This is a genomic window from Enterobacter sp. fkY84-1, from assembly GCF_052974705.1.
The window spans coordinates 3,152,299-3,176,193 of sequence record NZ_CP169393.1 but is presented as its reverse complement, the minus strand read 5'-3'; the positions used below and the strand labels follow the sequence as shown (position 1 = coordinate 3,176,193).

Genomic DNA, 23,895 nt, shown 5'->3' with positions numbered 1-23,895 from the left:
TTATATACTTATAATTAATCTATATAAGTGGTAAGCAACCATGCACATTACTCTGCGTCAGCTGGAAGTCTTTGCCGAGGTGCTGAAAAGCGGCTCGACGACCCAGGCGTCACAAATGCTGGCGCTCTCACAGTCTGCGGTCAGCGCGGCGTTAACCGATCTTGAAGGACAGCTGGGCGTTCAGCTTTTTGACAGGGTAGGGAAGCGTCTGGTGGTCAACGAACACGGTCGTCTTCTTTATCCACGTGCGTTGGCGTTGCTGGAGCAGGCTATCGAAATCGAACAGCTGTTCCGCGAAGATAACGGTGCGATCCGCGTCTACGCCAGCAGCACCATCGGGAACTACATTCTGCCGGAAGTGATTGCCCGCTATCGCCGGGATTTTCCCACCCTGCCGCTGGAGATGAGCGTGGGCAATAGCCAGGACGTCATCAACGCGGTGATCGACTTCCGCGTGGATATCGGCCTCATCGAGGGGCCCTGCCACAACGTCGATATCATTGCCGAGCCCTGGCTGGAAGACGAGCTGGTGGTGTTTGCATCCCCGGCCTCGTCGTTATTGCAGGGCGAGGTGACGCTGGAGCGGCTGGCGCAGGCGCAGTGGATCCTGCGCGAGCAGGGCTCCGGCACGCGTGAAATTGTCGATTACCTGCTGCTGTCCCATCTGCCGCATTTCCAGCTGGGGATGGAATTGGGGAACTCAGAGGCGATTAAGCACGCGGTGCGCCACGGGTTGGGTATCAGCTGTCTTTCCCGGCGCGTTATTGCCGAACAGCTGGAAACCGGATCGCTGGTGGAAATTCCCGTTCCGCTCCCGAAACTGGTGCGCACGCTGTGGTGCATTCATCATCGCCAGAAACACCTTTCCAGCTCCCTGCAGCGTTTTCTGCGCTATTGCGAAATCTGACATCGTCCCTCACCCCAAAGGGAAGAGGGAAAAATTATGCTTTACTTATAATCCTGGCCGCGTCATGAAGCTCTCTTATAACTGAGTATTTCTGCCGGAAGGAACGAGGATCGTCTGCTACAATCGCGCCTCATTTATTAAATGGACAGCATTTTCATATGGTTTCAGAAATTAAAACCACAGAAGCGCCCACGCTACGTCGTGAACTCAAGGCGCGTCACCTGACGATGATCGCCATTGGCGGCTCCATCGGTACAGGTCTTTTCGTTGCCTCTGGCGCAACGATTTCGGCAGCCGGCCCGGGTGGGGCACTTTTCTCTTATATCCTGATTGGCCTGATGGTGTACTTCCTGATGACCAGTCTCGGCGAACTGGCCGCGTACATGCCGGTATCCGGTTCGTTCTCGACCTATGGTCAAAAATACGTTGAAGAAGGCTTCGGCTTCGCGCTGGGCTGGAACTACTGGTACAACTGGGCGGTCACCATCGCCGTTGACCTTGTCGCCGCACAGCTGGTGATGAACTGGTGGTTCCCGGATACGCCGGGCTGGATCTGGAGCGCCCTGTTCCTGGCCGTCATCTTCCTGCTGAACTACATCTCCGTGCGCGGTTTCGGCGAAGCGGAATACTGGTTCTCTTTGATCAAAGTGGCAACCGTCATCATCTTTATCGTCGTCGGTGTGGCGATGATCGTTGGTATTTTCAAAGGCGCTGAACCTGCGGGCTGGAGTAACTGGACAATAGGCGATGCGCCGTTTGCCGGTGGACTGTCGGCAATGATTGGCGTGGCAATGATTGTCGGCTTCTCCTTCCAGGGAACCGAGCTGATTGGCATTGCTGCCGGTGAGTCAGAAAACCCGGAGAAGAATATTCCGCGCGCGGTTCGTCAGGTCTTCTGGCGTATCCTGCTGTTCTATGTGTTCGCGATCCTGATTATCAGCCTGATCATTCCGTACACCGATCCAAGCCTGCTGCGTAATGACGTCAAAGACATTAGCGTCAGCCCGTTCACGCTGGTCTTCCAGCATGCCGGCCTGCTTTCAGCCGCAGCAGTGATGAACGCCGTTATCCTGACCGCCGTACTTTCTGCCGGTAACTCCGGAATGTACGCGTCCACCCGTATGCTCTACACGCTGGCATGCGACGGTAAAGCGCCGCGTATTTTCGCGAAGCTGTCCCGTGGCGGCGTACCGCGCAACGCGCTGTACGCCACAACGGTGATTGCCGGCCTGTGCTTCCTGACCTCTATGTTTGGCAACCAGACGGTGTACCTGTGGCTGCTTAACACCTCCGGGATGACGGGCTTTATTGCCTGGCTGGGGATTGCCATTAGCCACTATCGTTTCCGCCGTGGCTACGTCAAACAGGGTTATGACGTTAACCAGCTGCCGTATCGCTCAGGGTTCTTCCCGCTGGGTCCCATTTTCGCCTTCATTCTGTGCCTGATTATTACGCTGGGACAGAACTATGAAGCGTTCCTGGCGGACACCATTGACTGGGGCGCCGTCACGGCAACCTACATTGGTATTCCGCTGTTCCTCGTCATCTGGTTTGGTTACAAGCTGACGAAAGGAACACACTTCGTTCGCTACAGTGAAATGGAATTCCCGGAACGATTTAAACAATAATCGCACTTCCTCTCTCTTTAGCCCGCTCGTTTGAGCGGGCTTTTTTATTTCCGCCCCCTGTAACAAAGATATAGTTCTTAACAATTTAATTGATAATAATTATCGTTTGCTTTATCGTTATCAAAAATAAGCGTGTCACCGACCCACCGGAGATGTGGGCGGCAAGGAAGACGCTGTGAGCAATGATGATTTGATTGAGTTGTATTTACCTCATGGAGATATGGAATGTTTAGGTTGAATCCCTTCGTCAGGGGAGGACTTTGTGCGTCCGCAATGTCCCTGGCCCTGCCTGTTATCGCAGCGGAATCCGGCGACACAATGGTTGTTACGGCTTCCGCGACCGAGCAAAACCTGAAAGACGCACCGGCAAGCATCAGCGTGATTACCCAGGAAGATTTGCAGCGCAAACCCGTTCAAAATCTGAAAGATGTGTTACGGGATGTGCCGGGCGTGCAGCTCACGAGCGAAGGGGACAACCGTAAAGGGGTAAGTATTCGCGGGCTGGACAGCAGCTACACGCTGATCCTGATCGACGGCAAGCGCGTCAATTCCCGTAACGCAGTGTTCCGCCATAATGATTTCGACCTCAACTGGGTGCCGGTTGACGCCATCGAACGAATAGAAGTGGTGCGTGGGCCGATGTCCTCGCTTTATGGCTCCGATGCGCTGGGCGGCGTGGTGAACATTATCACCAAAAAAATCGGCCAGAAATGGACGGGCACCCTGAGCGCTGATTCCACAATTCAGGAACATCGCGATCGTGGTGATACGTACGACGGCCAGTTCTATACCAGCGGTCCGCTGGTGGACGGCCTGCTGGGGCTGAAAGCCTACGGTAGCCTCGCAAAGCGTGAGAAAGACGGTCAGCAGAAATCTTCTACCACGGCGAGCGGTGAAACACCGCGCATTGAAGGCTTCACCAGCCGCGATGCGAATGTGGAGTTCGCCTGGACGCCGTCTGAAAATCACGACTTTACGGCGGGCTACGGTTTCGACCGTCAGGATCGTGACTCGGATTCCCTCGACAAAAACCGCCTTGAGCGTCAGAACTACTCTCTCAGCCACAACGGCCGCTGGGGCGTCGGCAACAGCGAGCTGAAGGTTTACGGCGAGAAGGTGGATAACAAAAACCCGGGCAACAGCAATCCGATCACCTCCGAGAGCAACGCGGTAGACGGGAAATACGTGCTGCCGCTGGGCGACGTCAACCAGCTGATGACCTTCGGCGGCGAATGGCGTCACGATAAGCTGAAGGATCCGGTCAACCTGACGGGCGGCTCCAGCAGCAGTACGTCGACAAGCCAGTATGCCCTGTTCCTGGAGGATGAGTGGCGGATTTTTGAACCTCTGGCGCTGACCACCGGCATCCGTATGGACGACCATGATACCTACGGCGACCACTGGAGCCCGCGCGCCTATCTGGTCTACAACGCGACCGATACCGTCACGGTGAAAGGGGGCTGGGCGACCGCGTTTAAAGCGCCGTCACTGCTGCAGCTGAGCCCGGACTGGGTCACCGGCTCGTGCCGCGGTGCCTGTGAGATTGTCGGTAACCCGGATCTGAAGCCGGAAACCAGCGAGAGCTTCGAATTTGGTCTGTACTACAGCGGGGAAGAGGGCTGGTTAGAGGGCGTGCAGGCCAGCGTGACCACCTTCCAGAATAACGTCGATGACCGCATCAGCCTCAGCCGTACGGCCAATGCGAAGCAGGCGCAGAGCTACCCTAACTACGTTGGCCTGAATGCGGACGGTGAACCGATATTCCGCTACTACAACGTCAACAAGGCGCGCATCCGCGGGGTGGAGACCGAGCTGAAATTCCCATTGGCGGACGACTGGAAAGTGACGCTGAACTACACCTACAACGACGGTCGTGATATCAGCAACGGCGGCAACAAACCGCTGTCCGATCTGCCGTTCCACACCGCCAACGGGACCGTTGACTGGAAGGCGACGCAGGACTGGTCGTTCTATGTTCAGGGCAACTACACCGGTGAGAAACGCGCGCTGACCAGCAGCGACCCAACGCCGGGTGGCTATGTTATCTGGAATACCGGCGCCGCATGGCAGGCAACCAAAAGCGTGAAGCTGCGCGCGGGCGTGCAGAACCTGCTGGACAAAGATCTGAGCCGCGACGATTACAGCTACACGGAAGATGGCCGTCGCTACTTTGTCGGTGTGGATTATAAGTTCTGATGGGGTAATGTGCCGGGTGGCGGCTGCGCCTTACCCGGCCTACATAAGGGCACAGGCCCGTAGGCCCGGTAAGCGAAGCGCCACCGGGCAAAACAGGCAGCGCTTATGCAAATAAATGCTCCGCATGGAAGCGGAGATGATCCTCAATAAAGGACGCAATGAAGTAATAGCTGTGATCGTATCCCGGCTGAATGCGCAGCGTCAGCGGCCAGTCTTTCTGGCGTGCCGCTTCTGCCAGCACCGCAGGCTGCAGCTGTCCGGCGAGGAACTGGTCCGCATCACCCTGATCGATAAGGGTAGGAATGGCTTCTTCAGCTTTGCTGGCCAGCATCAGCGCGCAGCTGTCCCATGCCTGCCATTTTTCCGCATCCTCACCCAGATAGTGTGTGAAGGCTTTCTGCCCCCACGGCACCTGTGTTGGGTTCACAATTGGCGCAAATGCCGACACGCTGACGTATTTCCCCGGATTTTTCAGCGCCATGATGAGCGCCCCGTGTCCGCCCATTGAGTGGCCGCTGATCGCGCAGCGCTCGCCAACCGCAAACTGCGACTGCACCAGCGCAGGAAGTTCATCGCGAAGGTAATCATACATGCGGTAGTGGCGCGCCCAGGGCTGCTCGGTCGCATTGAGATAAAACCCGGCGCCTTTGCCCAGGTCGTATCCGGCATCGTCGGCCACATCGTCGCCACGCGGGCTGGTGTCTGGCATCACCAGCGCAATGCCCAGCTCGGCGGCAATACGCTGCGCGCCCGCTTTGGTGGTGAAGTTTTCGTCGTTACAGGTCAGGCCGGAAAGCCAGAACAAAACCGGCGGGTTTTCCGTCGGCGGCAGGAAAATGCTGAACGTCATTGCACAGTTCAGAGAGGTGGAGTCGTGCCGCCAGCGCTGCTGTCGACCTTCAAAACAACGGTGCTCTTCGAGCAGTTCCATGCAGGGCTCCTTAATGAGAATACGTATTCATAAAACCCATAATACAGCCTTTTCATTGACCTGTGAGTAACTTTCACTTTCGCCAGGCGGCGAGATGCTGCATCATAAATTTACTTTTCTTTAACAATTGGAGCGGTCATGGCGCTGCGTATTGCGCTCAGTGGGTTTGTCGTTCTGGTGGTGGCGATGGGGATAGGGCGCTTTGCCTTTACGCCTCAGGTACCGCTGATGATTGCTGCCGGACAGCTTACGCTGACCAGCGCGGGTCTGGTGGCGGCGATGAATTATCTGGGCTATCTGGTGGGTGCGTGGGATGCGATGCGTGCGCACCGCTTCGTTGAAACGCGCCTCTGGCTGGGCATCACCGGCGCGGTGGCGCTGACGCTGCTCTCCGCGGCAGCGGATAACGCCGTCGTGCACGGCCTGCTGCGCTTCGTGATTGGCTGCATGAGCGGCTGGTCGATGGTACTCATTGCCGCCTGGACCAACGAACGGCTGGGACAGCAGGGTAAACCGGGCCTGAGCGCTGCGGTGTTTGCCGGACCGGGGGCGGGCATTGCCCTGAGCGGGCTGCTCGCCGTCTATATTCAGGCGAAGTCCCTGTCGGCCGGGGCGGCATGGCAAATCTACGGCGTGCTCGCGCTGGTGCTGATTGCGCTGGTGGCGCGCTACCTGCCGCGATCCGGGCAGCTCCATCGACCCGGCTCCGCGCCGGAGCCGCTGGTGCTGACGGCGGATTTAACGCGTCTGGTCTGGAGCTACAGCCTGGCCGGGTTTGGCTATATCCTCCCGGCGACCTTCCTGTCGCAAATGGCGGCCGTGCGTTTTCCCGGCAGCCTGTTTGCCCAGTTTGTCTGGCCGATTTTTGGTCTCGCTGCCGTGGTGGGCATTGGGCTCAGTATTCTGTTACGCCATACCTCAACGGCTAACCGCAGGCTGGCGATCGTACTGTGGTTACAGGGCGCAGGCGTGCTGGCGGCCTGGCTGCTGCCGGGGATTGGCGGGTTGCTGACGGGCGGGCTGCTGGTGGGCGGCGGCTTTTTGTGTGCCGTGCAGCTCTCTCTTTTATACGGCCGCGAGCTGGCGCCAAACCACACGCGTTATATGGCAGGCCTGCTCACCACCGGGTATGCGATTGGGCAGTTGATTGGTCCGGTCACCTCGGCGTTATCAACCTGGCTTACCCACCGGCTGGAGCCCGCGCTGGGGCTGGCGGGCATTGCGCTGTTCGTTGGAGGAGCGCTTGTCTGGAATCGTCACGCTGAAAGGCAACAGCAATCGCAATAATTATCGTCGTGAATACTGGATTATGTGCGCCGCCTCACGCACAATGAACGCATACTTTTGCCACAACGAGGGCAAAAGACGCCACACCTGCAGGAGAACAAAATGTCATCACTCAGTAAAGAAGCTGCCCTGGTCCACGAAGCCCTGGTTGCGCGCGGTCTTGAAACGCCACTGCGTCCGCCCGTACAGGATTTGGACAATGAAACCCGCAAGCGTCTGATTGCCGGCCATATGACCGACATCATGGAGCTGCTGAATCTCGATCTGAGTGACGACAGTCTGATGGAGACGCCGCACCGCATCGCGAAAATGTACGTCGACGAAATTTTCTCCGGCCTGGATTACGCCAACTTCCCGAAAATCACCGTCATTGAAAACAAGATGAAAGTGGATGAGATGGTGACGGTCCGCGATATCACGTTGACCAGCACCTGCGAACACCATTTCGTGACCATCGACGGTAAAGCAACCGTGGCGTATATCCCCAAAGATACGGTGATTGGCCTGTCGAAGATCAACCGCATCGTGCAGTTCTTCGCTCAGCGTCCGCAGGTGCAGGAGCGCCTGACCCAGCAGATCCTGACCGCGCTGCAAACGCTGCTGGGCACCAATAACGTGGCCGTCTCTATCGACGCGGTTCACTACTGCGTGAAAGCGCGCGGCGTGCGCGATGCCACCAGTGCGACCACCACAACCTCGCTGGGCGGTCTGTTTAAATCGAGCCAGAATACCCGCCAGGAGTTCCTGCGCGCCGTACGTCACCACAACTAAGTCTGACAGGGCAGGGACCATGGAGCGAAACGTCACGCTCGATTTTGTTCGCGGCGTCGCCATTCTCGGTATCCTGCTGCTTAATATTACCGCCTTCGGTTTGCCGAAGGCGGCGTATCTCAATCCCGCGTGGTATGGCGACATCACCCGCAGTGATGCCTGGACCTGGGCAATCCTCGATCTCTTTGCGCAGGTCAAATTCCTCACGCTCTTCGCCCTGCTGTTTGGCGCAGGCCTGCAGCTTCTCCTCAAACGCGGCACGCGCTGGATCCAGTCGCGCCTGACGCTGCTGGTTATCCTCGGCTTTATCCATGGCCTGTTCTTCTGGGACGGCGATATTCTTCTCGCGTATGGGTTAGTCGGGCTCATCTGCTGGCGCCTCATTCGCGATGCGCACAGCGTTAAAAGCCTGTTCAACACCGGCGTGATGCTCTATGTCATGGGGCTTGGGGTACTGCTGCTGCTGGGGATGATCTCCGGGGAGACGACAAATCGTGCCTGGATCCCGGATGCCGCTAACCTGCAGTACGAGCAGTTCTGGAAGCTGAAAGGCGGTACGGAAGCGATAAGCAACCGCGCGGATATGCTGGGGGACAACCTCCTTGCGCTGGGCGCGCAATACGGCTGGCAGCTGGCGGGCATGATGCTGATGGGCGCGTCACTGATGCGCACCGGCTGGCTGAAAGGGGAATTCAGCCTGCGTCACTATCGTCGCACCGGCGCCGGTCTGGTGCTGCTCGGCGTGCTGATTAATCTCCCGGCGGTGATGGTGCAGTGGCACATCCACTGGGATTACCGCTGGTGCGCGTTCCTGCTCCAGGTGCCGCGTGAACTGAGCGCGCCGTTTCAGACCATCGGCTACGCGGCGCTGATCTACGGCTTCTGGCCCTCGCTTTCTCGTCTGTGGATGGTTAGCGCTATCGCCTGCGTGGGCCGCATGGCGTTAAGCAATTACCTCCTGCAAACGCTGATCTGCACCACGCTTTTCTATCGCTTTGGCCTGTTTATGAAATTCGACCGCCTTACGCTGCTGGCGTTTGTTATTCCGGTCTGGGCAGTAAACCTGGCGTTTTCTGTGCTCTGGCTACGCTATTTCCGCCAGGGACCGCTGGAGTGGGTATGGCGTCAGTTAACCGCACGTGCTTCAGGGATATCATTGAAAAATACATCCAGATAACGATCTGGATCACAATCATTAACAAAACGGATGTAAGCGTTTTCATGACTGTGAGCTTCTTCACGTAGTCCCCTTTCTCTCGCTGCCAAAATAGCCACCTTGCTAAACACAGGGGGTGTCTGTGAGTTGCTGCAATCCTTTGAAGGATGGTGAATATGATCACCATTCGTGACGTCGCCCGTCAGGCGGGCGTTTCTGTGGCTACCGTCTCACGCGTGCTCAACAATAGCGCGCTGGTCAGCCCTGAAACCCGTGAAACCGTAATGAAGGCCGTGACTCAGCTCGGGTACCGGCCAAATGCCAATGCCCAGGCGCTTGCGACGCAGGTCAGCGACACCATCGGCGTGGTGGTAATGGATGTCTCAGATGCCTTTTTCGGCGCCCTGGTGAAAGCGGTCGATATGGTCGCCCAGCAGCATCAGAAATATGTCCTGATCGGCAATAGCTATCATGAGGCGGAAAAAGAACGTCATGCCATTGAAGTGCTGATCCGCCAGCGCTGTAACGCCTTGATTGTCCATTCAAAAGCCTTGAGCGATGAAGAGCTAACCGGATTGATGGAGCAGATCCCGGGTATGGTGCTGATCAACCGCATCGTCCCCGGCTATGCCCACCGCTGCGTCGGGCTGGATAACGTTAGCGGCGCCATGATGGCCACGAAAATGCTCATCAACAATGGACATCAGCGGATCGGTTATCTGGCCTCCAGCCATCAGATTGAAGATGACGAACTGCGGCGCGAAGGGTGGCAAAACGCCCTGAAAGAGCACGGCATTACGCCATCCGAAAGCTGGGTGGGGACCGGCACGCCGGACATGCAGGGCGGTGAAGCGGCGATGGTAGAGCTGCTGGGCCGCAATCTGCAGCTGTCTGCGGTGTTTGCCTATAACGACAGCATGGCGGCCGGCGCCCTGACGGCGCTGAAGGATAACGGCATTGCGGTGCCACAGCATTTATCACTCATTGGTTTTGATGATATCCCGATTGCCCGTTACACCGACCCGCAGCTGACAACCGTGCGTTACCCGATTGCCTCTATGGCGAAACTGGCGACTGAGCTGGCGTTACAGGGGGCTGCTGGCATGCTGGATCCGGGGGCAACACACTGTTTCATGCCGACTTTAGTGCGTCGCCACTCCGTCGCGGCCCGGCAAACTGTGGTTCCGATCACTAACTGATTACATGTGGTGATGTAACCGTTTTCAATCTGTGAGTAAATTCACAGTATCTTAACAAGGCGCTGACTATGATGTCAGCGTTTTAGGGGCTGAAACGCTATGTAACAGTGATTATTCACTTTCACTATAGCCAATGTGCCGCAAACAACGAATAAAACGCATTTCTGGAGCGTTACCGAACACGGAAGAGAGAAATTTTATAAGTGAACCTCGGCTGTCAGTAACGTTTTATTAACATCTGCCCGCCGCTCGTTATTCACAAGAACTACCCTGCATAAAAAAAACCGGAGATACCATGAATAAGAAGGTGTTGACCCTGTCTGCTGTAATGGCAAGCATGCTTTTTGGTGCAGCAGCGCACGCTGCGGATACCCGTATTGGTGTGACCATCTATAAATACGACGACAACTTCATGTCTGTTGTGCGTAAAGCGATTGAGAAAGATGCGAAAGCAGCGCCAGACGTTCAGCTGCTGATGAACGACTCCCAGAATGACCAGTCCAAACAGAACGACCAGATCGACGTTCTGCTGGCGAAAGGCGTGAAAGCCCTGGCCATCAACCTGGTTGACCCGGCTGCAGCAGGCACGGTTATTGAAAAAGCGCGCGGCCAGAACGTGCCGATCGTCTTCTTCAACAAAGAACCTTCCCGTAAGGCGCTGGATAGCTACGATAAAGCGTATTACGTCGGCACCGACTCCAAAGAGTCCGGTATTATTCAGGGCGATCTGATCGCGAAACACTGGGCGGCGAACCCGAACTGGGACCTGAACAAAGACGGTCAGATTCAGTTCGTGTTGCTGAAAGGCGAACCTGGCCACCCGGATGCTGAAGCGCGTACCACATACGTTATCAAAGAGCTGAACGACAAGGGCCTGAAAACCCAGCAGCTGGCGTTAGATACCGCGATGTGGGATACCGCTCAGGCGAAAGATAAGATGGACGCGTGGCTGTCCGGCCCTAACGCCAACAAAATCGAAGTGGTTATCGCCAACAACGATGCGATGGCAATGGGGGCGGTAGAAGCGCTGAAAGCACACAACAAATCCTCTATCCCGGTATTCGGCGTGGATGCGCTGCCAGAAGCGCTGGCGCTGGTTAAATCCGGTGCGATGGCCGGTACCGTGCTGAACGATGCCAACAACCAGGCGAAAGCCACCTTCGACCTGGCGAAAAACCTGGCCGATGGCAAAGGTGCGGCAGACGGCACCAACTGGAAAATTGACAACAAAATCGTTCGCGTACCTTACGTGGGCGTAGACCAGTCCAACCTGGCTGAGTTTATCGGTAAATAAAAGAGTTAACTTGTCTCCACTGGGCGCAATTCGTTGCGCCCTTTTATAACGCGATATGCGAGGCCAACAAGGTATAATTATGGTCAGCACAACAACTCAGTCATCCGGTGAATACCTGTTGGAAATGAGCGGTATCAACAAGTCATTTCCCGGCGTTAAGGCACTCGATAATGTTAATTTAAAAGTGCGTCCTCACTCTATTCATGCCTTAATGGGGGAGAACGGTGCGGGTAAATCAACATTATTAAAATGTCTTTTTGGGATCTATCAAAAAGATTCTGGCAGCATTCTTTTTCAGGGGAAAGAGATCGATTTCCATTCAGCGAAAGAAGCACTGGAAAACGGTATCTCGATGGTTCACCAGGAATTAAACCTGGTGCTGCAGCGTTCAGTCATGGATAACATGTGGTTGGGGCGTTATCCCACCAAAGGTGTCTTTGTCGATCAGGATAAAATGTATCGCGACACCAAGGCGATTTTCGACGAGCTGGATATTGATATCGATCCGCGCGCCCGCGTGGGAACATTATCCGTCTCCCAGATGCAGATGATCGAAATTGCCAAAGCGTTCTCCTATGATGCGAAAATCGTCATCATGGACGAACCGACATCGTCATTAACGGAAAAAGAGGTTAACCACCTTTTTACCATTATTCGTAAGCTGAAAGATCGCGGCTGCGGCATTGTGTACATCTCCCACAAAATGGAAGAGATCTTCCAGCTGTGCGATGAGATCACCATCCTGCGCGACGGACAGTGGATTGCCACGCAGCCGCTGGAAGGGCTGGACATGGACAAGATCATCGCCATGATGGTCGGCCGTTCCCTGAACCAGCGCTTCCCGGACAAAGAAAACAAGCCGGGTGAAGTGATTCTGGAAGTGCGTAATCTGACCTCATTGCGTCAGCCGTCTATCCGCGATGTCTCCTTCGACCTGCACAAGGGTGAAATCCTGGGGATTGCCGGACTGGTGGGGGCAAAGCGTACCGATATCGTGGAAACCCTGTTTGGCATTCGTGAGAAAGCCGAAGGCACCATTACGCTGCACGGTAAGAAAATCAATAACCACAACGCTAACGAAGCCATTAATAATGGTTTTGCGCTGGTGACGGAAGAGCGTCGTTCGACCGGTATTTATGCTTATCTGGATATTAACTTTAACTCGTTAATCTCTAACATTCGCAATTACAAAAACAAAGTTGGGCTGCTGGATAATTCCCGCATGAAGAGCGATACCCAATGGGTGATTGACTCCATGCGCGTGAAAACGCCAGGCCACCGCACCCAGATTGGTTCGCTGTCAGGCGGTAACCAGCAGAAAGTGATTATTGGCCGTTGGTTATTAACGCAGCCAGAAATTCTGATGCTGGATGAGCCGACCCGCGGTATTGACGTCGGTGCGAAGTTTGAAATTTATCAGCTGATTGCCGAGCTGGCGAAAAAGAATAAAGGGATCATTATTATTTCTTCCGAAATGCCGGAATTGTTAGGGATCACGGACCGTATTCTGGTTATGAGCAATGGTCTCGTCGCCGGTATTGTTGACACCAAAACGACAACGCAAAATGAAATTTTGCGTCTTGCGTCTTTGCACCTTTAAGATCAGGGGCTCCTCATGAGTGCGTTAAATAAAAAAAGTTTTCTCACTTACCTGAAAGAAGGCGGTATTTACGTTGTTCTTTTAGTCTTGCTGGCAATCATCATTTTCCAGGACCCTACGTTCTTAAGCCTGCTGAACCTGAGTAACATTCTGACCCAGTCCTCCGTGCGTATTATCATTGCGCTGGGCGTGGCGGGCCTGATCGTGACCCAGGGGACGGACCTCTCCGCGGGGCGTCAGGTAGGTCTGGCGGCGGTTATCGCGGCAACCCTGCTGCAGTCGATGGAAAACGCCAACAAGGTCTTCCCGGAAATGGCCACCATGCCGATTTTCGTGGTGATCCTGATTGTCTGCGCCATCGGTGCGGTGATTGGTCTGATCAACGGTATTATCATCGCCTACCTGAACGTGACGCCATTCATCACCACCCTGGGTACGATGATCATCGTTTACGGTATCAACTCCCTGTACTACGACTTCGTCGGTGCTTCGCCCATCTCGGGCTTTGACAGCGGCTTCTCGACCTTTACGCAAGGGTTTATCGCGCTCGGTAGCTTCCGCTTGTCGTATATCACCTTCTATGCGCTGATTGCGGTCGCTTTCGTCTGGATCCTGTGGAACAAAACGCGCTTTGGCAAAAACATCTTCGCTATCGGCGGTAACCCGGAAGCGGCGAAAGTCTCCGGCGTAAACGTTGCCCTGAACCTGCTCATCATCTATGCCCTGTCCGGGGTGTTCTACGCCTTCGGCGGGATGCTGGAAGCGGGCCGTATCGGCTCTGCAACCAACAACCTTGGCTTCATGTACGAACTGGATGCGATCGCAGCCTGCGTGGTGGGCGGCGTCTCCTTCAGCGGCGGCGTGGGGACGGTGCTCGGCGTGGTAACCGGTGTGATCATCTTCACCGTCATCAACTACGGGTTGACCTACATCGGCGTGAACCCGTACTGGCAGTACATCATCAAGGGCGCCATCATTATCTTCGCGGTTGCGCTGGATTCACTGAAGTACGCCCGTAAGAAGTAATCGTTTCTCGCCATACCCGGCCCGCTCACCGAGCGGGCTTTTTTTATGCCCTATGCCAGATGGGACTCCTCCTGCGTCACAATGCGCTCAAACCAGTCGAGTTCAGAAAGCTTGCAGGCGACCCACTGTTCGGAAAAGGCGTCGCCCAGGCTGTCGGTGAGATACTCACAGCGGGCAAAGGCCTCAATCGCCTCCTGCTGGAACAGCGGCAGTTCGGGTTGGTCGTGCTGCGGCTCAGGGAGATCCCCCTCGTCGATATGTTCCAGCCCGTACAGCATGCCAGTCAGGATAGTGGCCGCCGCCAGATACGGATTCGCATCGGCCCCGGCCAGCCGGTACTCAATGCGACGATTGCCGTCATCCGAGCAGGGAATACGCAAGGCGGCGGAGCGGGTGTTATAGCCCCAGGAGTTAAAGACGGGTTCCGTCAGGTTTTTACGCAGGCGACGAAACGCGTTGACCCCCGGCGCAAGAATGGCGACGGAGGCGGGCATCAGCGCCAGCTGGCCCGCGATGCACAAACGCATCATGCTGCTCAGCGCGTTCACCGGCGAGGCAAAAACATTTTCGCCACGGCTGTTGTTCAGGCTGAAATGGATGTGCAAACCGCTGCCGGACAGCTGGCTGAAAGGCTTAGCCATAAAGTTGGCCTGAAGACCGTGCTTTTCAGCGACATAGCGGGTCAGGCGGCGCAGGGCCAGCACGTTATCACAGACCTCAACGACGCGCTGGCTGTGCTTCAGGTTTAATTCGTACTGTCCGGACTCGGCTTCCGCTACGACCCCTGACAGCGGGATGCGCTGCAGGTGCGCCAGCTGTTCCAGCTCGTCAAACAGCGCCGCATGCGCCGACGAGGTATCCATATGAAAACAGCCCTGATTTTGCGGATCGCGTTCGCCCTGTCCCGTCAGAAAGAACTCGATTTCCGGGGCAATGACCGGGAAAAGGCCGTGCTGGTGGAAGCGGGCCACGACGTTCTGCAGTATCGCGCGCGGCTCAAGCGGGCAGGGGTTACCGTCGCTGTCTTTCATCGTCAGCAGGATCTGCGCGGTGTGCTCCGGATCCTGCGGACAGGGACGCAAAGAGCCGGCGACCGGGACGCACAGCCGATCGGGTTCATCACAAAGCGGGGCGGCGATTTTTCCCTTCTGATCCATTGAGTAGACGGAAAGCGGAAAATAACAGCCTTTTTCCAGACTCAGCATGCTCTCCACCGAGAGGCGCTTGCCGCGCATCGTGCCGTTGATATCGTTCAGGTAAACGTCAACATGTTTCGTTTGCGGGTAACGTTCCAGATAATCGGCCACTTCCACGGCAACGTTGTGCTGCAGGGCGTCAATTTTTTCATCCAGCCAGAGACCAGAATTAAGTGCGCCAGGGAGTGATAGGCCGGGAAAGTTAAAGTACGGACGGAGACTTTTGAGGAAAAACGCATTCATTATCGAGTTCATAGTCATTCTTCAATGAAGCCGTAGCGGCAGTGAACTCAGCTTAAAAGAGCCGACGTAAAGGGGAGATAAAAAGCGTCAGGCCCGGCGTAAATAAAGTATAAAGGCGGTCCCGTTATTTCTCTTTTTTCTGCATATCCAGCAGCTGCTCGGGCGTGACGGCAGGATAACCCTGCGCGTCTTCCGGCACTTCGTGCATCGCCGGAATCGGCACCAGCGGGCCTAAAAAGCGCGGTTCGCGCTTAAAGATATACAGATCGGCCAGGGCACCAAAGCGGGCGCCGAACTCGCGGACGCGCACGCTCAGCATATCTTTTGGTGACGGCACCGCGTAGCACTGCGCCTGAATGCCCATGTGCAGGGCGATAAACAGCGCGCGCTCGCAGTGGAAGCGCTGGGTGATGATGATGAAGTCGTTGGTGTCGAAGACCTTGCGCGTGCGGACGATGGAGTCCAGGGTGCGGAAGCCCGCATAGTCGAGCACGATATCGGCAGGATCCACGCCCGCGGCAATCAGGTCCTTACGCATCGTCACCGGTTCGTTATAGCTTTGCAGGGCGTTATCGCCGCTCAGCAGCAGGTAGTTCACCTTGCCGCTGTTGTAGGCGTTCAGCGCGCCCTGAATGCGGTAACGGTAATACTGGTTGATGACGCCGGTGCGGTAATACTTGGCGGTGCCGAGCACCACGCCAACCTGACGATAGGGCAGGTCCTGCAGGTCGTCAAAGATGTAGGGGGCGGTTTTCCAGCTCATCCACCGGTCGAGGCCGAGCACGATCAACAGCAGTATGCCGACCAGGACAGACAGGCTGTAAAAAACGCGCTTTAACATGCAGATGGCTCGTACCGAAGGTGAAATTTAACTCAGGCTACTTTACCCGCCTGGTTAGCGCAAGAAACAGCGACTCAACTGAGGGGTTTTTCAACAAACTGGCGGGCATTTCTGCCCGCCGGAAGGATTACGCCAGCAGTACGCGGTCAATTGTCGTACAGCCTAACGCTTTGAGCGTTGCGGCGGTGGCATCCCACTGGATCAGCGGCGCATCGGCAATCTCGGCCAGAATGGCGCGCTGAATGTCCGGATAGTCATAGCCGTTCAGGCTCAGCAGGTTAAGTGCGCCCTGCAGCGGCGGCAGCGTTGGGTTAAACGCGGCGTTTTCCGCATAGCTGCCGGTGAAGATTCGGCCATCGCGGCACTGCAGCGCCACGCCGCTTGGGGATTTGCTGTACGGCGTGTGGCTCTTGTTGGCGGCGGTAATCGCCGCCTGGCTCAGGTCATCGCCGGACAGGGCGAAACCGTGGTTCTGCTCGTCCATCAGCAGGGTTTTGATCTCCAGATCTTTCGGGCCAAACGCATCAGGCAGGTAATCCGCCAGCGTGTGCGGCGCGCGACCCGGCAGGTTGATGCGCAGCTGCAGCCCGCTGTTCAGCTCGTTCATAAACTGACGGCAGTGGCCGCAGGGGGTGTAGTTCACGGTAATGGCGCTCAGCGCTTTTTCACCGCGCAGCCAGGCGTGGCTGATTGCGCTCTGCTCGGCGTGAACGGTTTGCTGCATGGTTGCGCCCAGGAACTCCATGTTGCCGCCGAAGTACCAGGTGCCGCTGACGCCGCGCGCAATGGCCCCGACGTTGAAGTGGGAGAGATCGGCCCGCGCGCAGGCGGCAGCCAGAGGAAGCAGTGCGAAAGCCAGCGCGTCTTCGTCCAGTCCCGTTGCCTGTTTCAGCATCGTGACCTGCTCCGCGGTCAGCAGGGCGGGGAAGTGCGCATCTGCCAGAACGGGAGCAAGGGCTGACTGCAAATTCTCTGCAAGCTGGGCGAAAGCAGCTTGAAAACGTGGGTGCATGGCGTTTGCCTCATAAAGGTTAATGGATCGGTAGTTTACGGAGCCGTCAGGGCTTTATATGTGATCCACTTCTCATTATGTATGCAACTTATGAAATCAAAATGAAATTTGCGCGACGCATCGCAAATTTTAGCCCATCACTACCAGAATCAGCGGGAAAATGAACGGGGCCAGCAGGGAGGTAATAATCCCGCAGATCACCAGCGCCAGGGAGCTAAACGCCCCTTCCTGATAATCCAGCTCCGCGCAGCGGGCAGTGCCCAGCGCGTGCGAGGCGGTGCCCATCGAGAGCCCCCGTGCCGCCTTAGTATGAATACGCATCGCGTTCAGCAGGGTGTGGCCAAACACCGCGCCGAGAATACCGACGAAAATGACGCACATCGCGCTGATGGCCGGAATGCCGCCGAGGCTGCCCCCAACCGCCATCGCGATAGGCGTGGTCACCGATTTAGGCAGGATTGACGCCGCAATCTGTGGGGAAGCACCCATCAGCAGCGCCACCGACGTGCCGGTGATCATTGCCACCAGGCTGCCCACAAAACAGATGGTAATGATGGATTTCCAGCGGGCGCGGATCTGGTGCAGCTGCTCATATAAAGGAAACGCCAGCGCCACGACGGCGGGCTGCAGCAGGTCGTTTAAGATTTTGCTGCCGGCAAAGTAGCGTTCGTAAGGGATGCCGGTGAGCAGCAGGAACGGAATAATCACCACCATCGCCACCAGCAGGGGGTTCAGCAAGGGCATTTTGAAACGCGCGGCAAGCTTACGTGCGGCGAAAAAGACTGCAAGGGTGAGCGGCAGGGACCACCAGATATTGTCCATCATTTTTTTGTTTTCTCCCCAATCACGTTACGTTCGCCATGCACCAGATGTGAACTCCAGCTCACCACCAGGAAAACCACCAGCGTACTCACCGCGCAGGAAACAACAATCGGGCCGAACTGGGCTTTGAGCAAATCAAAATACTGCATGACCCCGACGCCGATAGGCACGAAAAGCAGCGCCATATAGCGAATGAGGACGAAGCAGCCGGGATTGACCCACTTTGCAGGCAGGATTTGCAGCGCCAGCAACACGAAGAGGATCAGCATGCCGATAATGCTGCCGGGAATGGTGATGGGCAGCAGCGACGCGATGAAAATCCCGGCATACAGGCAGGCGTAAATCAGGACGAATGCGCGCAGATATTGCCAGATAATGTTCAATGATTTGCTCATGGTGATAGTCCTTGCTGAAACGCATTCATCATACAATTAAACCTAAAAATGTGCCACGGATCACATCATGAATTTTGAGCATACCAGACATTCCGGAATGGAACGTCCGGTATCACCTTACTGGTGCAGGCTACAGTTTAGAGGAAAGGGATTGCGCTGGCGAAGTAACGCGCCAGAGAAGGCATCAGCGTCAGGCGGTCAGTTTATCGAGAAAAGAAAACAGCACCTGGTTCATTTCGCGATAATCATGCGAGCGGAGTTTTTCCGCCGTTTCGACAAAACGGAATTCACCCGCACGGCGGAGGTCATTCTGCGAATGCTCAATCAGCAACTCTACCACCTCCGGCGTTAGCTCCATATGGCACTGGAAACCGTAAACCCGTTCGCTGTACTGCACGATCTGGCGGGGACAGCCCTCGCTGTAAGCCAGAACCTTAGCCTGCGGCGTCAACCCAGGCATGTCGTTATGCCAGTGACCGACGTTCAGCACGCTGCCAAAGCCCTCAAACAGCGGGTTCGCCTTGCCTGCATCTGTGAGCCTGACGGGAAATTTGCCGATCTCTTTTTCCGGGCTGTGGCAAAACGCGGCGCCCAGCGCTTCGCCGATAAGCTGTGAGCCCAGACAAACGCCTATCACCGTTTTACCTGCCTCTATCGCGCGGCTGATGAGTGCCTTTTCCGCCTGTGCATCAAACCAGGGGCATTCCTCACGCGTGGTGGCGGGGGACTGCGGGCCTCCCATGATGATAAGCATGTCTGTGCCCCCCAGCTCCTCAGGTAACGGATCGCCCTGATACACTCTGGTGTAGCTCAGACTGCAGCCGCGACTTTTCCCCCAGATTTCATAGGCGCCTGGCGCCTCGAAATGTTCATGAATGATAAAATGGATGTGCATTGCGTCTCTCTCTGGTTACGTGTACAAGCAGCATCATAAGAGGAAGGGAGGAATGTGAAATGCCAACCGTTATCGATAAAACGCCAATTCACGACGATGCTATCGGATGGTCAAGAGGGGCAATTCGCTATACGCGCGGCGAAATCGATCCGCCTCACCAGCATTCGCAGGGACAACTTTTGTTTGCCATCAAAGGAGTCATGCTGGTCGAAACCGGCAGCAAACGCTGGGTCATACCGCCGCAGCGCGCGCTGTGGATCCCTCCCTTTCAGGAGCATACCTACAGCGTGTTATCCGCAACGGAGCTTCGCGCGGTCTGGTTTAGCCCGGCACTGATTTCGCAATGCGAACCTTTTAAGCGGAAAGACGAGGTTCACGTGATTATGGCCACAGCGTTGTTCAAAGAGCTGATTGCCGGGCTGTTCAGCGCGGAATACCGGCCGGCAAGCCAGCGCAGCATGGCCGTTTTGCTGCTCGACATCCTCAGCGAGACGCAGCAGATTTCAGTCGAACTGCCGATGCCCGTGGATGAGCGCTTACATCGCGTGGCCTGTGACCTCATTGCCAACAATCTCTGGGATCTCTCTCTGGAAAGGCTGGCGGAACGGGCCGCGATGTCAGAACGCACATTTTCACGTGCGTTTATCAACGATACCGGCTTTAGCTTCCGGGCCTGGCGACAGCGCGCAAGGATTTGTGCCTCGCTGGATCTCCTCGCCAACGGATACCCGGTTAAGCAGGTGGCCTGGATGCTGGGGTTTTCCGGCCCGGCGGCATTTGCGGCGGCGTTTCGCGCCATTGTTGGGGCAACGCCGGGTGACTTTCTGCCTGAACAGAAGCGCTTCCCAGCGATATAGAGAGCGGCTACTATAGCGCGTCTTTTTTCACAGGTACTGCTATGCGTGTTTTACTGGCCCCAATGGAAGGCGTGCTCGACTCCCTCGTGCGCGAGCTTCTGACCGAGGTGAACGACTACGATCTCTGCGTGACGGAGTTTTTGCGCGTGGTCGATATGCTGTTGCCGGTAAAATCCTTCTTCCGGCTTTGCCCCGAGCTGCACAACCAGAGCCGAACCTCTTCCGGCACGCTGGTGCGGATTCAGCTCCTCGGGCAGTACCCTGAATGGCTGGCGGAAAACGCCGCCCGCGCGGTTGAGCTGGGCTCTTACGGGGTAGATCTCAACTGCGGCTGTCCGTCGAAGCTGGTGAACGGCAGCGGCGGCGGGGCGACGTTGCTGAAAGATCCTGAGCTGATTTACCGCGGCGCGAAAGCCATGCGCGAGGCCGTGCCCGCGCATTTGCCGGTGACGGTAAAGGTGCGGCTGGGATGGGACAGCGATGCCCGACAGTTCGAGATCGCCGATGCGGTGCAGCTGGCCGGGGCCACCGAGCTGGTGGTGCATGGCCGCACTAAAGAAGATGGCTACAAAGCCGATCGCATAAACTGGCAGGCGATCGGTGAGATCCGCAAACGCCTCTCCATTCCGGTGATCGCAAACGGCGAAATCTGGGACTACGAGAGCGCGCAGGCCTGTCTGCAGGCCACCGGCTGCGATGCGGTAATGATCGGCCGCGGCGCGCTGAATGTGCCTAACCTCAGCCGGGTGGTGAAATATAACGAACCGCGTATGCCGTGGGCAGATGTCGTCACGCTGCTGCAAAAATACAGCCGTCTGGAAAAGCAGGGCGACACCGGTTTGTATCACGTCGCGCGTATTAAGCAGTGGCTGAGTTATTTACGCAAAGAGTACGAGGAAGCGCTGGAGTTATTTCAGGAGATTCGTACTTTACAGACGTCGACTGATATTGCGCGGGTGATTCAGTCCAAATAATAAGCGTTAAATTGCTCACACTTTTTTAAAACAGAAAACAGTTCAGGTTTTCAACGTGGCGCGACGGTGTTAAGGTGCCACTGTTTTCAACGCAGGATTGTGACTGGTTAACAGGCAAAACCTAAGCGTTCCACAGCATTTTCGCTGTGGGGCGCTTAGGTTTTTTTTTGCCTGTCATTTACGCAGGAGAGATATTTGGCTTAGCGCTTTTTAATGATTTTTAAAAAAAGAAATAGCGACAGGAAATAGAAAAATTTCCTGCGGCCGGTTACGCACTCAATACTCAATCACAGGTTGTTATCATGGCATATAAAAATAAACTCTATGCGTTCGCCTTATTGGCGATATCCCCGCTGTCGATGGCGCAAGACTGGAATGGTACGGTATTAGGGTTTGAAGCTCCGCCGGAGCCTGTGCTGGGCGAAATGCTCGGCATACGTAAAATCCTTAACGATAACGGTTTTACCTATAACCTCGGATACCTGAATGAAATTGGCTGGAACGGCGGTGGCGGATATAACCACGACTCCCACGTGGCCTATATTGATCAGTTCGCGCTGACCTTCAACCAGGATCTGGAGCGCTGGACCGGTATCCCGGACGCGCGTATCGAGGGGAACATCGTCAACCGCAACCACAATGACGATCTCACCACCAAACGCGTGCAGGACCCGCGCGTCAACTTCAACGATCTGACCCAGGAGAGCTGGGGCGGGCAGTCGATTACCCGTCTGGGCTGGCTGACCTTTGCCCGCAGCTTTGACGACCGGCGTCTGACCTGGCGCATCGGGATGATGAACAAGGTGCAAACCTTCGATCAAATTATCCCCTGTGATTTTCAGCTGCTGTCCCAGTGCGGCGGAAAGTCAGCCAACTCGCTGACCTGGAACAACTGGAACGTGCACACCTGGGGCACCACGCTTGCCTATAAACTCACGCCGACGCTGACCTTAAAAGGCGGCGTGATGGAGCAGAATCCGCAGGCCGCCAGCCGCAGCCATGCCTGGAGCTGGTCGACGAAGGGCAGCAAAGGGGTCTTACTGCCGGTTGAAATCGAAGCGCGTCCGCTGATTAACGGCCTGCCGGGCGCGTACAACCTGGGCGTGGTGTTTACCAACGCGCCGCAAACCGATCTCTATCGCGGCAAATCCGGCGGGGCGGGCGCGACGGACCCGGACGGATTCGATACCCACAGCCGGACCTGGTTCATGTACGCCGGGCTGAACCAGCAGCTTACGCAGCATCAGGACGACCCGAATCGCGGGTTGAGCACCTCGTTCAGCATGAGCCTTGCGGATCAGCGCACTAACTACATGCATCAGGTTTATGCCGCCTCGCTGCGCTACCGCGGGCTGTTTGATGCGCGACCGGAAGACTGGATTGGCTTTGGCTTAACCTGGATTGATATGAGCAGCCAGTACGCCCGCAACCAGCGTTACCTGAACAGCCTGAGCGGCGTGAGCGATTACAACAATCCTGCATATCACCCGGTGCCGGGCCATTCCCTGAACGGCGAGTTTTACTACCGCTTTCGTCCGGTGTCATGGCTTGAACTGCAGCCGGGCATTCAGTACTGGCACCATCCCGGCGGGGTCAGCCGCACCCAGGATGCCTGGGTCACCGAGCTGAAAACGGTGGTGACCTTCTGATATCACCGTAGCAAGTTCGATCCGCGTCACGTTTCTGACGCGTGACGCATTGAGGCTACGAATGAAACTGTTAGAGTGCCAGAACTGGATTGTTACTGCTTAGGCAGGCAAAACCTGATTTTCTGGCATCTGCCGGAGGTCAGGTTTTTTTGTTTCTGGGGTTCAGATGAAAATCGCCAAGATACTCAATAATAACGTGGTGGTTGTTCAGGATGAGCGCGGGCGCGAACAGGTGGTGATGGGCCGTGGGCTGGCCTTTCAGAAGCGCGTCGGTGAAGCGCTGGATACCGCGCGGGTTGAAAAGGTGTTTGCGTTACAAAGCGATGAACTGGTGCGTCGGCTTGGAGAACTGCTGAGTCAAATTCCGCTGGAGGTGATGACCACCTGCGACCGCATCATCGGGCTGGCGGCGCAGCGGCTGGGCAAGCTGCAGGAGAGCTTGTATATCACCCTCACCGATCACTGCTACTTTGCGATTGAGCGGCAGAAGAACGGGTTGGCCATCAAAAACGTGCTGCTGTGGGATATTAAACGGCTGTATCCGAAGGAGTTTCAGTTAGGGCAGGAGGCGCGTGCCATTATCGCCAGACGCCTTAACGTCGAACTGGGGGAGGATGAGGCCGGTTTTATCGCGCTGCATCTGGTTACCGCGCAGCTGAACAGCGAAATGCCGGAGGTGATGCACGTGACGCGGGTGATGCAGGAGATCCTGCAGCTGGTGAAGTATCAGCTGCAGCTTGAGTATGACGAAGAGTCGCTCAGCTACCAGCGTTTCGTCACCCACCTGAAGTTTTTTGCCCAGCGGATGCTCACCCGCACCGTGGTGGAAGATGACGATGTCTCGCTGCATACGGCAGTCAAAGACAACTACGCGAAGGCGTGGAAATGCGCCGAGAAAATCGCACAGCGCCTGAATAAAAGCTACCAGCGTGAGCTGACAACCGAAGAAATTATGTTCCTCGCCATTCATATCGAGCGGGTGAGAAAAGAGGGGCGTTAAGCCTCAAAACAGGATT

At 56.1% G+C, this 23,895-nt stretch carries 21 protein-coding genes; 14 read left to right on the top strand and 7 right to left on the bottom strand.

Features of this window, described 5'->3' with window-relative positions; all coding sequences use genetic code 11:
* Positions 1-40: 40 nt before the first annotated feature.
* The 3 genes from yieE to cirA all read left to right on the top strand — a co-directional run bounded on the left by yieE (position 41) and on the right by cirA (position 4,731).
* Positions 41-907, top strand: coding sequence for a DNA-binding transcriptional regulator YeiE (gene yieE, locus ACEPLT_RS15200; protein ID WP_008500932.1), 867 nt, complete (start codon positions 41-43; stop codon positions 905-907).
* A 158-nt stretch (positions 908-1,065) separates the two neighbouring features.
* Positions 1,066-2,535, top strand: coding sequence for an amino acid permease (locus tag ACEPLT_RS15195; RefSeq protein ID WP_008500931.1), 1,470 nt, complete (start codon positions 1,066-1,068; stop codon positions 2,533-2,535).
* Positions 2,536-2,760: 225 nt separating this feature from the next.
* Positions 2,761-4,731: a catecholate siderophore receptor CirA gene (gene cirA, locus ACEPLT_RS15190; RefSeq protein WP_032652755.1), complete on the top strand. Its 1,971-nt coding sequence runs from the start codon at positions 2,761-2,763 to the stop codon at positions 4,729-4,731.
* Positions 4,732-4,834: 103 nt separating this feature from the next.
* On the opposite strand, the gene fghA is transcribed toward cirA, so the two are convergent.
* On the bottom strand, positions 4,835-5,662 hold the full coding sequence (gene fghA / locus ACEPLT_RS15185) for an S-formylglutathione hydrolase (RefSeq protein ID WP_021241508.1): 828 nt from the start codon (positions 5,660-5,662) through the stop codon (positions 4,835-4,837).
* A gap of 138 nt (positions 5,663-5,800) precedes the next feature.
* Between fghA and ACEPLT_RS15180 the strand changes: the two genes are divergently transcribed.
* The 7 genes from ACEPLT_RS15180 (at position 5,801) to mglC (ending at position 13,995) form a co-directional block, all read left to right on the top strand.
* On the top strand, positions 5,801-6,949 hold the full coding sequence (locus ACEPLT_RS15180; protein ID WP_032675204.1) for a YbfB/YjiJ family MFS transporter: 1,149 nt from the start codon (positions 5,801-5,803) through the stop codon (positions 6,947-6,949).
* Between the two features lie 102 nt (positions 6,950-7,051).
* A complete protein-coding gene (gene folE, locus ACEPLT_RS15175) occupies positions 7,052-7,720 on the top strand; it encodes a GTP cyclohydrolase I FolE (RefSeq protein ID WP_008500927.1) in 669 nt (222 codons plus the stop codon).
* Between the two features lie 19 nt (positions 7,721-7,739).
* Positions 7,740-8,897 carry a DUF418 domain-containing protein YeiB gene (yeiB, locus tag ACEPLT_RS15170; RefSeq protein ID WP_032675203.1) on the top strand — a complete coding sequence of 386 codons (1,158 nt, stop codon included), beginning with the start codon at positions 7,740-7,742 and terminating at the stop codon, positions 8,895-8,897.
* Between the two features lie 155 nt (positions 8,898-9,052).
* Entirely contained in the window at positions 9,053-10,075 is a 1,023-nt protein-coding gene (galS, locus tag ACEPLT_RS15165; protein WP_032675202.1) for an HTH-type transcriptional regulator GalS, read from the top strand.
* A gap of 295 nt (positions 10,076-10,370) precedes the next feature.
* Entirely contained in the window at positions 10,371-11,369 is a 999-nt protein-coding gene (gene mglB, locus ACEPLT_RS15160) for a galactose/glucose ABC transporter substrate-binding protein MglB (RefSeq protein ID WP_008500923.1), read from the top strand.
* Positions 11,370-11,448: 79 nt separating this feature from the next.
* Complete coding sequence (gene mglA / locus ACEPLT_RS15155; protein ID WP_008500922.1) at positions 11,449-12,969, top strand: galactose/methyl galactoside ABC transporter ATP-binding protein MglA; 1,521 nt, start codon at positions 11,449-11,451, stop codon at positions 12,967-12,969.
* A gap of 15 nt (positions 12,970-12,984) precedes the next feature.
* Positions 12,985-13,995: a galactose/methyl galactoside ABC transporter permease MglC gene (gene mglC / locus ACEPLT_RS15150; protein ID WP_008500921.1), complete on the top strand. Its 1,011-nt coding sequence runs from the start codon at positions 12,985-12,987 to the stop codon at positions 13,993-13,995.
* 50 nt (positions 13,996-14,045) lie between these two features.
* Here the strand turns inward: mglC and ACEPLT_RS15145 are convergent, their stop codons facing one another.
* The 6 genes from ACEPLT_RS15145 to ACEPLT_RS15120 all read right to left on the bottom strand — a co-directional run bounded on the left by ACEPLT_RS15145 (position 14,046) and on the right by ACEPLT_RS15120 (position 19,399).
* Entirely contained in the window at positions 14,046-15,434 is a 1,389-nt protein-coding gene (locus ACEPLT_RS15145; protein WP_232928769.1) for a glutamine synthetase family protein, read from the bottom strand.
* A 124-nt stretch (positions 15,435-15,558) separates the two neighbouring features.
* The gene (gene sanA / locus ACEPLT_RS15140; protein WP_008500918.1) at positions 15,559-16,275 is read right to left on the bottom strand and encodes an outer membrane permeability protein SanA; all 717 of its coding nucleotides are present in this window, start codon (positions 16,273-16,275) and stop codon (positions 15,559-15,561) included.
* A gap of 127 nt (positions 16,276-16,402) precedes the next feature.
* Positions 16,403-17,287 carry a cytidine deaminase gene (gene cdd / locus ACEPLT_RS15135; RefSeq protein ID WP_023616716.1) on the bottom strand — a complete coding sequence of 295 codons (885 nt, stop codon included), beginning with the start codon at positions 17,285-17,287 and terminating at the stop codon, positions 16,403-16,405.
* 129 nt (positions 17,288-17,416) lie between these two features.
* On the bottom strand, positions 17,417-18,112 hold the full coding sequence (locus ACEPLT_RS15130) for a CidB/LrgB family autolysis modulator (RefSeq protein WP_032675200.1): 696 nt from the start codon (positions 18,110-18,112) through the stop codon (positions 17,417-17,419).
* Positions 18,109-18,504, bottom strand: coding sequence for a CidA/LrgA family protein (locus ACEPLT_RS15125; protein WP_014884558.1), 396 nt, complete (start codon positions 18,502-18,504; stop codon positions 18,109-18,111). Before ACEPLT_RS15125 ends, ACEPLT_RS15130 begins: the two co-directional genes overlap by 4 nt.
* 190 nt (positions 18,505-18,694) lie before the next feature.
* Positions 18,695-19,399, bottom strand: coding sequence for a type 1 glutamine amidotransferase (locus ACEPLT_RS15120; protein WP_248214076.1), 705 nt, complete (start codon positions 19,397-19,399; stop codon positions 18,695-18,697).
* Positions 19,400-19,458: 59 nt separating this feature from the next.
* Between ACEPLT_RS15120 and ACEPLT_RS15115 the strand changes: the two genes are divergently transcribed.
* The 4 genes from ACEPLT_RS15115 to bglG all read left to right on the top strand — a co-directional run bounded on the left by ACEPLT_RS15115 (position 19,459) and on the right by bglG (position 23,879).
* The gene (locus ACEPLT_RS15115; protein ID WP_045418504.1) at positions 19,459-20,256 is read left to right on the top strand and encodes an AraC family transcriptional regulator; all 798 of its coding nucleotides are present in this window, start codon (positions 19,459-19,461) and stop codon (positions 20,254-20,256) included.
* Positions 20,257-20,297: 41 nt separating this feature from the next.
* Positions 20,298-21,230 (top strand): tRNA dihydrouridine(16) synthase DusC, encoded by a 933-nt coding sequence (gene dusC / locus ACEPLT_RS15110; protein WP_059359334.1) that lies wholly within the window; start codon positions 20,298-20,300, stop codon positions 21,228-21,230.
* Positions 21,231-21,589: 359 nt separating this feature from the next.
* Entirely contained in the window at positions 21,590-22,879 is a 1,290-nt protein-coding gene (locus ACEPLT_RS15105; protein WP_373877995.1) for a carbohydrate porin, read from the top strand.
* A 166-nt stretch (positions 22,880-23,045) separates the two neighbouring features.
* A complete protein-coding gene (gene bglG / locus ACEPLT_RS15100; protein WP_232928738.1) occupies positions 23,046-23,879 on the top strand; it encodes a transcriptional antiterminator BglG in 834 nt (277 codons plus the stop codon).
* Positions 23,880-23,895: the final 16 nt, after the last annotated feature.

What these genes read in the sequence shown, in the direction of transcription:
- yieE (WP_008500932.1), top strand. Translation starts at nt 41, where the DNA reads ATGCACATTACTCTGCGTCAGCTGGAAGTCTTTGCCGAGGTGCTGAAA.
- ACEPLT_RS15195 (WP_008500931.1), top strand. Translation starts at nt 1,066, where the DNA reads ATGGTTTCAGAAATTAAAACCACAGAAGCGCCCACGCTACGTCGTGAA.
- cirA (WP_032652755.1), top strand. Translation starts at nt 2,761, where the DNA reads ATGTTTAGGTTGAATCCCTTCGTCAGGGGAGGACTTTGTGCGTCCGCA.
- fghA (WP_021241508.1), bottom strand. Translation starts at nt 5,662, where the DNA reads ATGGAACTGCTCGAAGAGCACCGTTGTTTTGAAGGTCGACAGCAGCGC.
- ACEPLT_RS15180 (WP_032675204.1), top strand. Translation starts at nt 5,801, where the DNA reads ATGGCGCTGCGTATTGCGCTCAGTGGGTTTGTCGTTCTGGTGGTGGCG.
- folE (WP_008500927.1), top strand. Translation starts at nt 7,052, where the DNA reads ATGTCATCACTCAGTAAAGAAGCTGCCCTGGTCCACGAAGCCCTGGTT.
- yeiB (WP_032675203.1), top strand. Translation starts at nt 7,740, where the DNA reads ATGGAGCGAAACGTCACGCTCGATTTTGTTCGCGGCGTCGCCATTCTC.
- galS (WP_032675202.1), top strand. Translation starts at nt 9,053, where the DNA reads ATGATCACCATTCGTGACGTCGCCCGTCAGGCGGGCGTTTCTGTGGCT.
- mglB (WP_008500923.1), top strand. Translation starts at nt 10,371, where the DNA reads ATGAATAAGAAGGTGTTGACCCTGTCTGCTGTAATGGCAAGCATGCTT.
- mglA (WP_008500922.1), top strand. Translation starts at nt 11,449, where the DNA reads ATGGTCAGCACAACAACTCAGTCATCCGGTGAATACCTGTTGGAAATG.
- mglC (WP_008500921.1), top strand. Translation starts at nt 12,985, where the DNA reads ATGAGTGCGTTAAATAAAAAAAGTTTTCTCACTTACCTGAAAGAAGGC.
- ACEPLT_RS15145 (WP_232928769.1), bottom strand. Translation starts at nt 15,434, where the DNA reads ATGAATGCGTTTTTCCTCAAAAGTCTCCGTCCGTACTTTAACTTTCCC.
- sanA (WP_008500918.1), bottom strand. Translation starts at nt 16,275, where the DNA reads ATGTTAAAGCGCGTTTTTTACAGCCTGTCTGTCCTGGTCGGCATACTG.
- cdd (WP_023616716.1), bottom strand. Translation starts at nt 17,287, where the DNA reads ATGCACCCACGTTTTCAAGCTGCTTTCGCCCAGCTTGCAGAGAATTTG.
- ACEPLT_RS15130 (WP_032675200.1), bottom strand. Translation starts at nt 18,112, where the DNA reads ATGATGGACAATATCTGGTGGTCCCTGCCGCTCACCCTTGCAGTCTTT.
- ACEPLT_RS15125 (WP_014884558.1), bottom strand. Translation starts at nt 18,504, where the DNA reads ATGAGCAAATCATTGAACATTATCTGGCAATATCTGCGCGCATTCGTC.
- ACEPLT_RS15120 (WP_248214076.1), bottom strand. Translation starts at nt 19,399, where the DNA reads ATGCACATCCATTTTATCATTCATGAACATTTCGAGGCGCCAGGCGCC.
- ACEPLT_RS15115 (WP_045418504.1), top strand. Translation starts at nt 19,459, where the DNA reads ATGCCAACCGTTATCGATAAAACGCCAATTCACGACGATGCTATCGGA.
- dusC (WP_059359334.1), top strand. Translation starts at nt 20,298, where the DNA reads ATGCGTGTTTTACTGGCCCCAATGGAAGGCGTGCTCGACTCCCTCGTG.
- ACEPLT_RS15105 (WP_373877995.1), top strand. Translation starts at nt 21,590, where the DNA reads ATGGCGCAAGACTGGAATGGTACGGTATTAGGGTTTGAAGCTCCGCCG.
- bglG (WP_232928738.1), top strand. Translation starts at nt 23,046, where the DNA reads ATGAAAATCGCCAAGATACTCAATAATAACGTGGTGGTTGTTCAGGAT.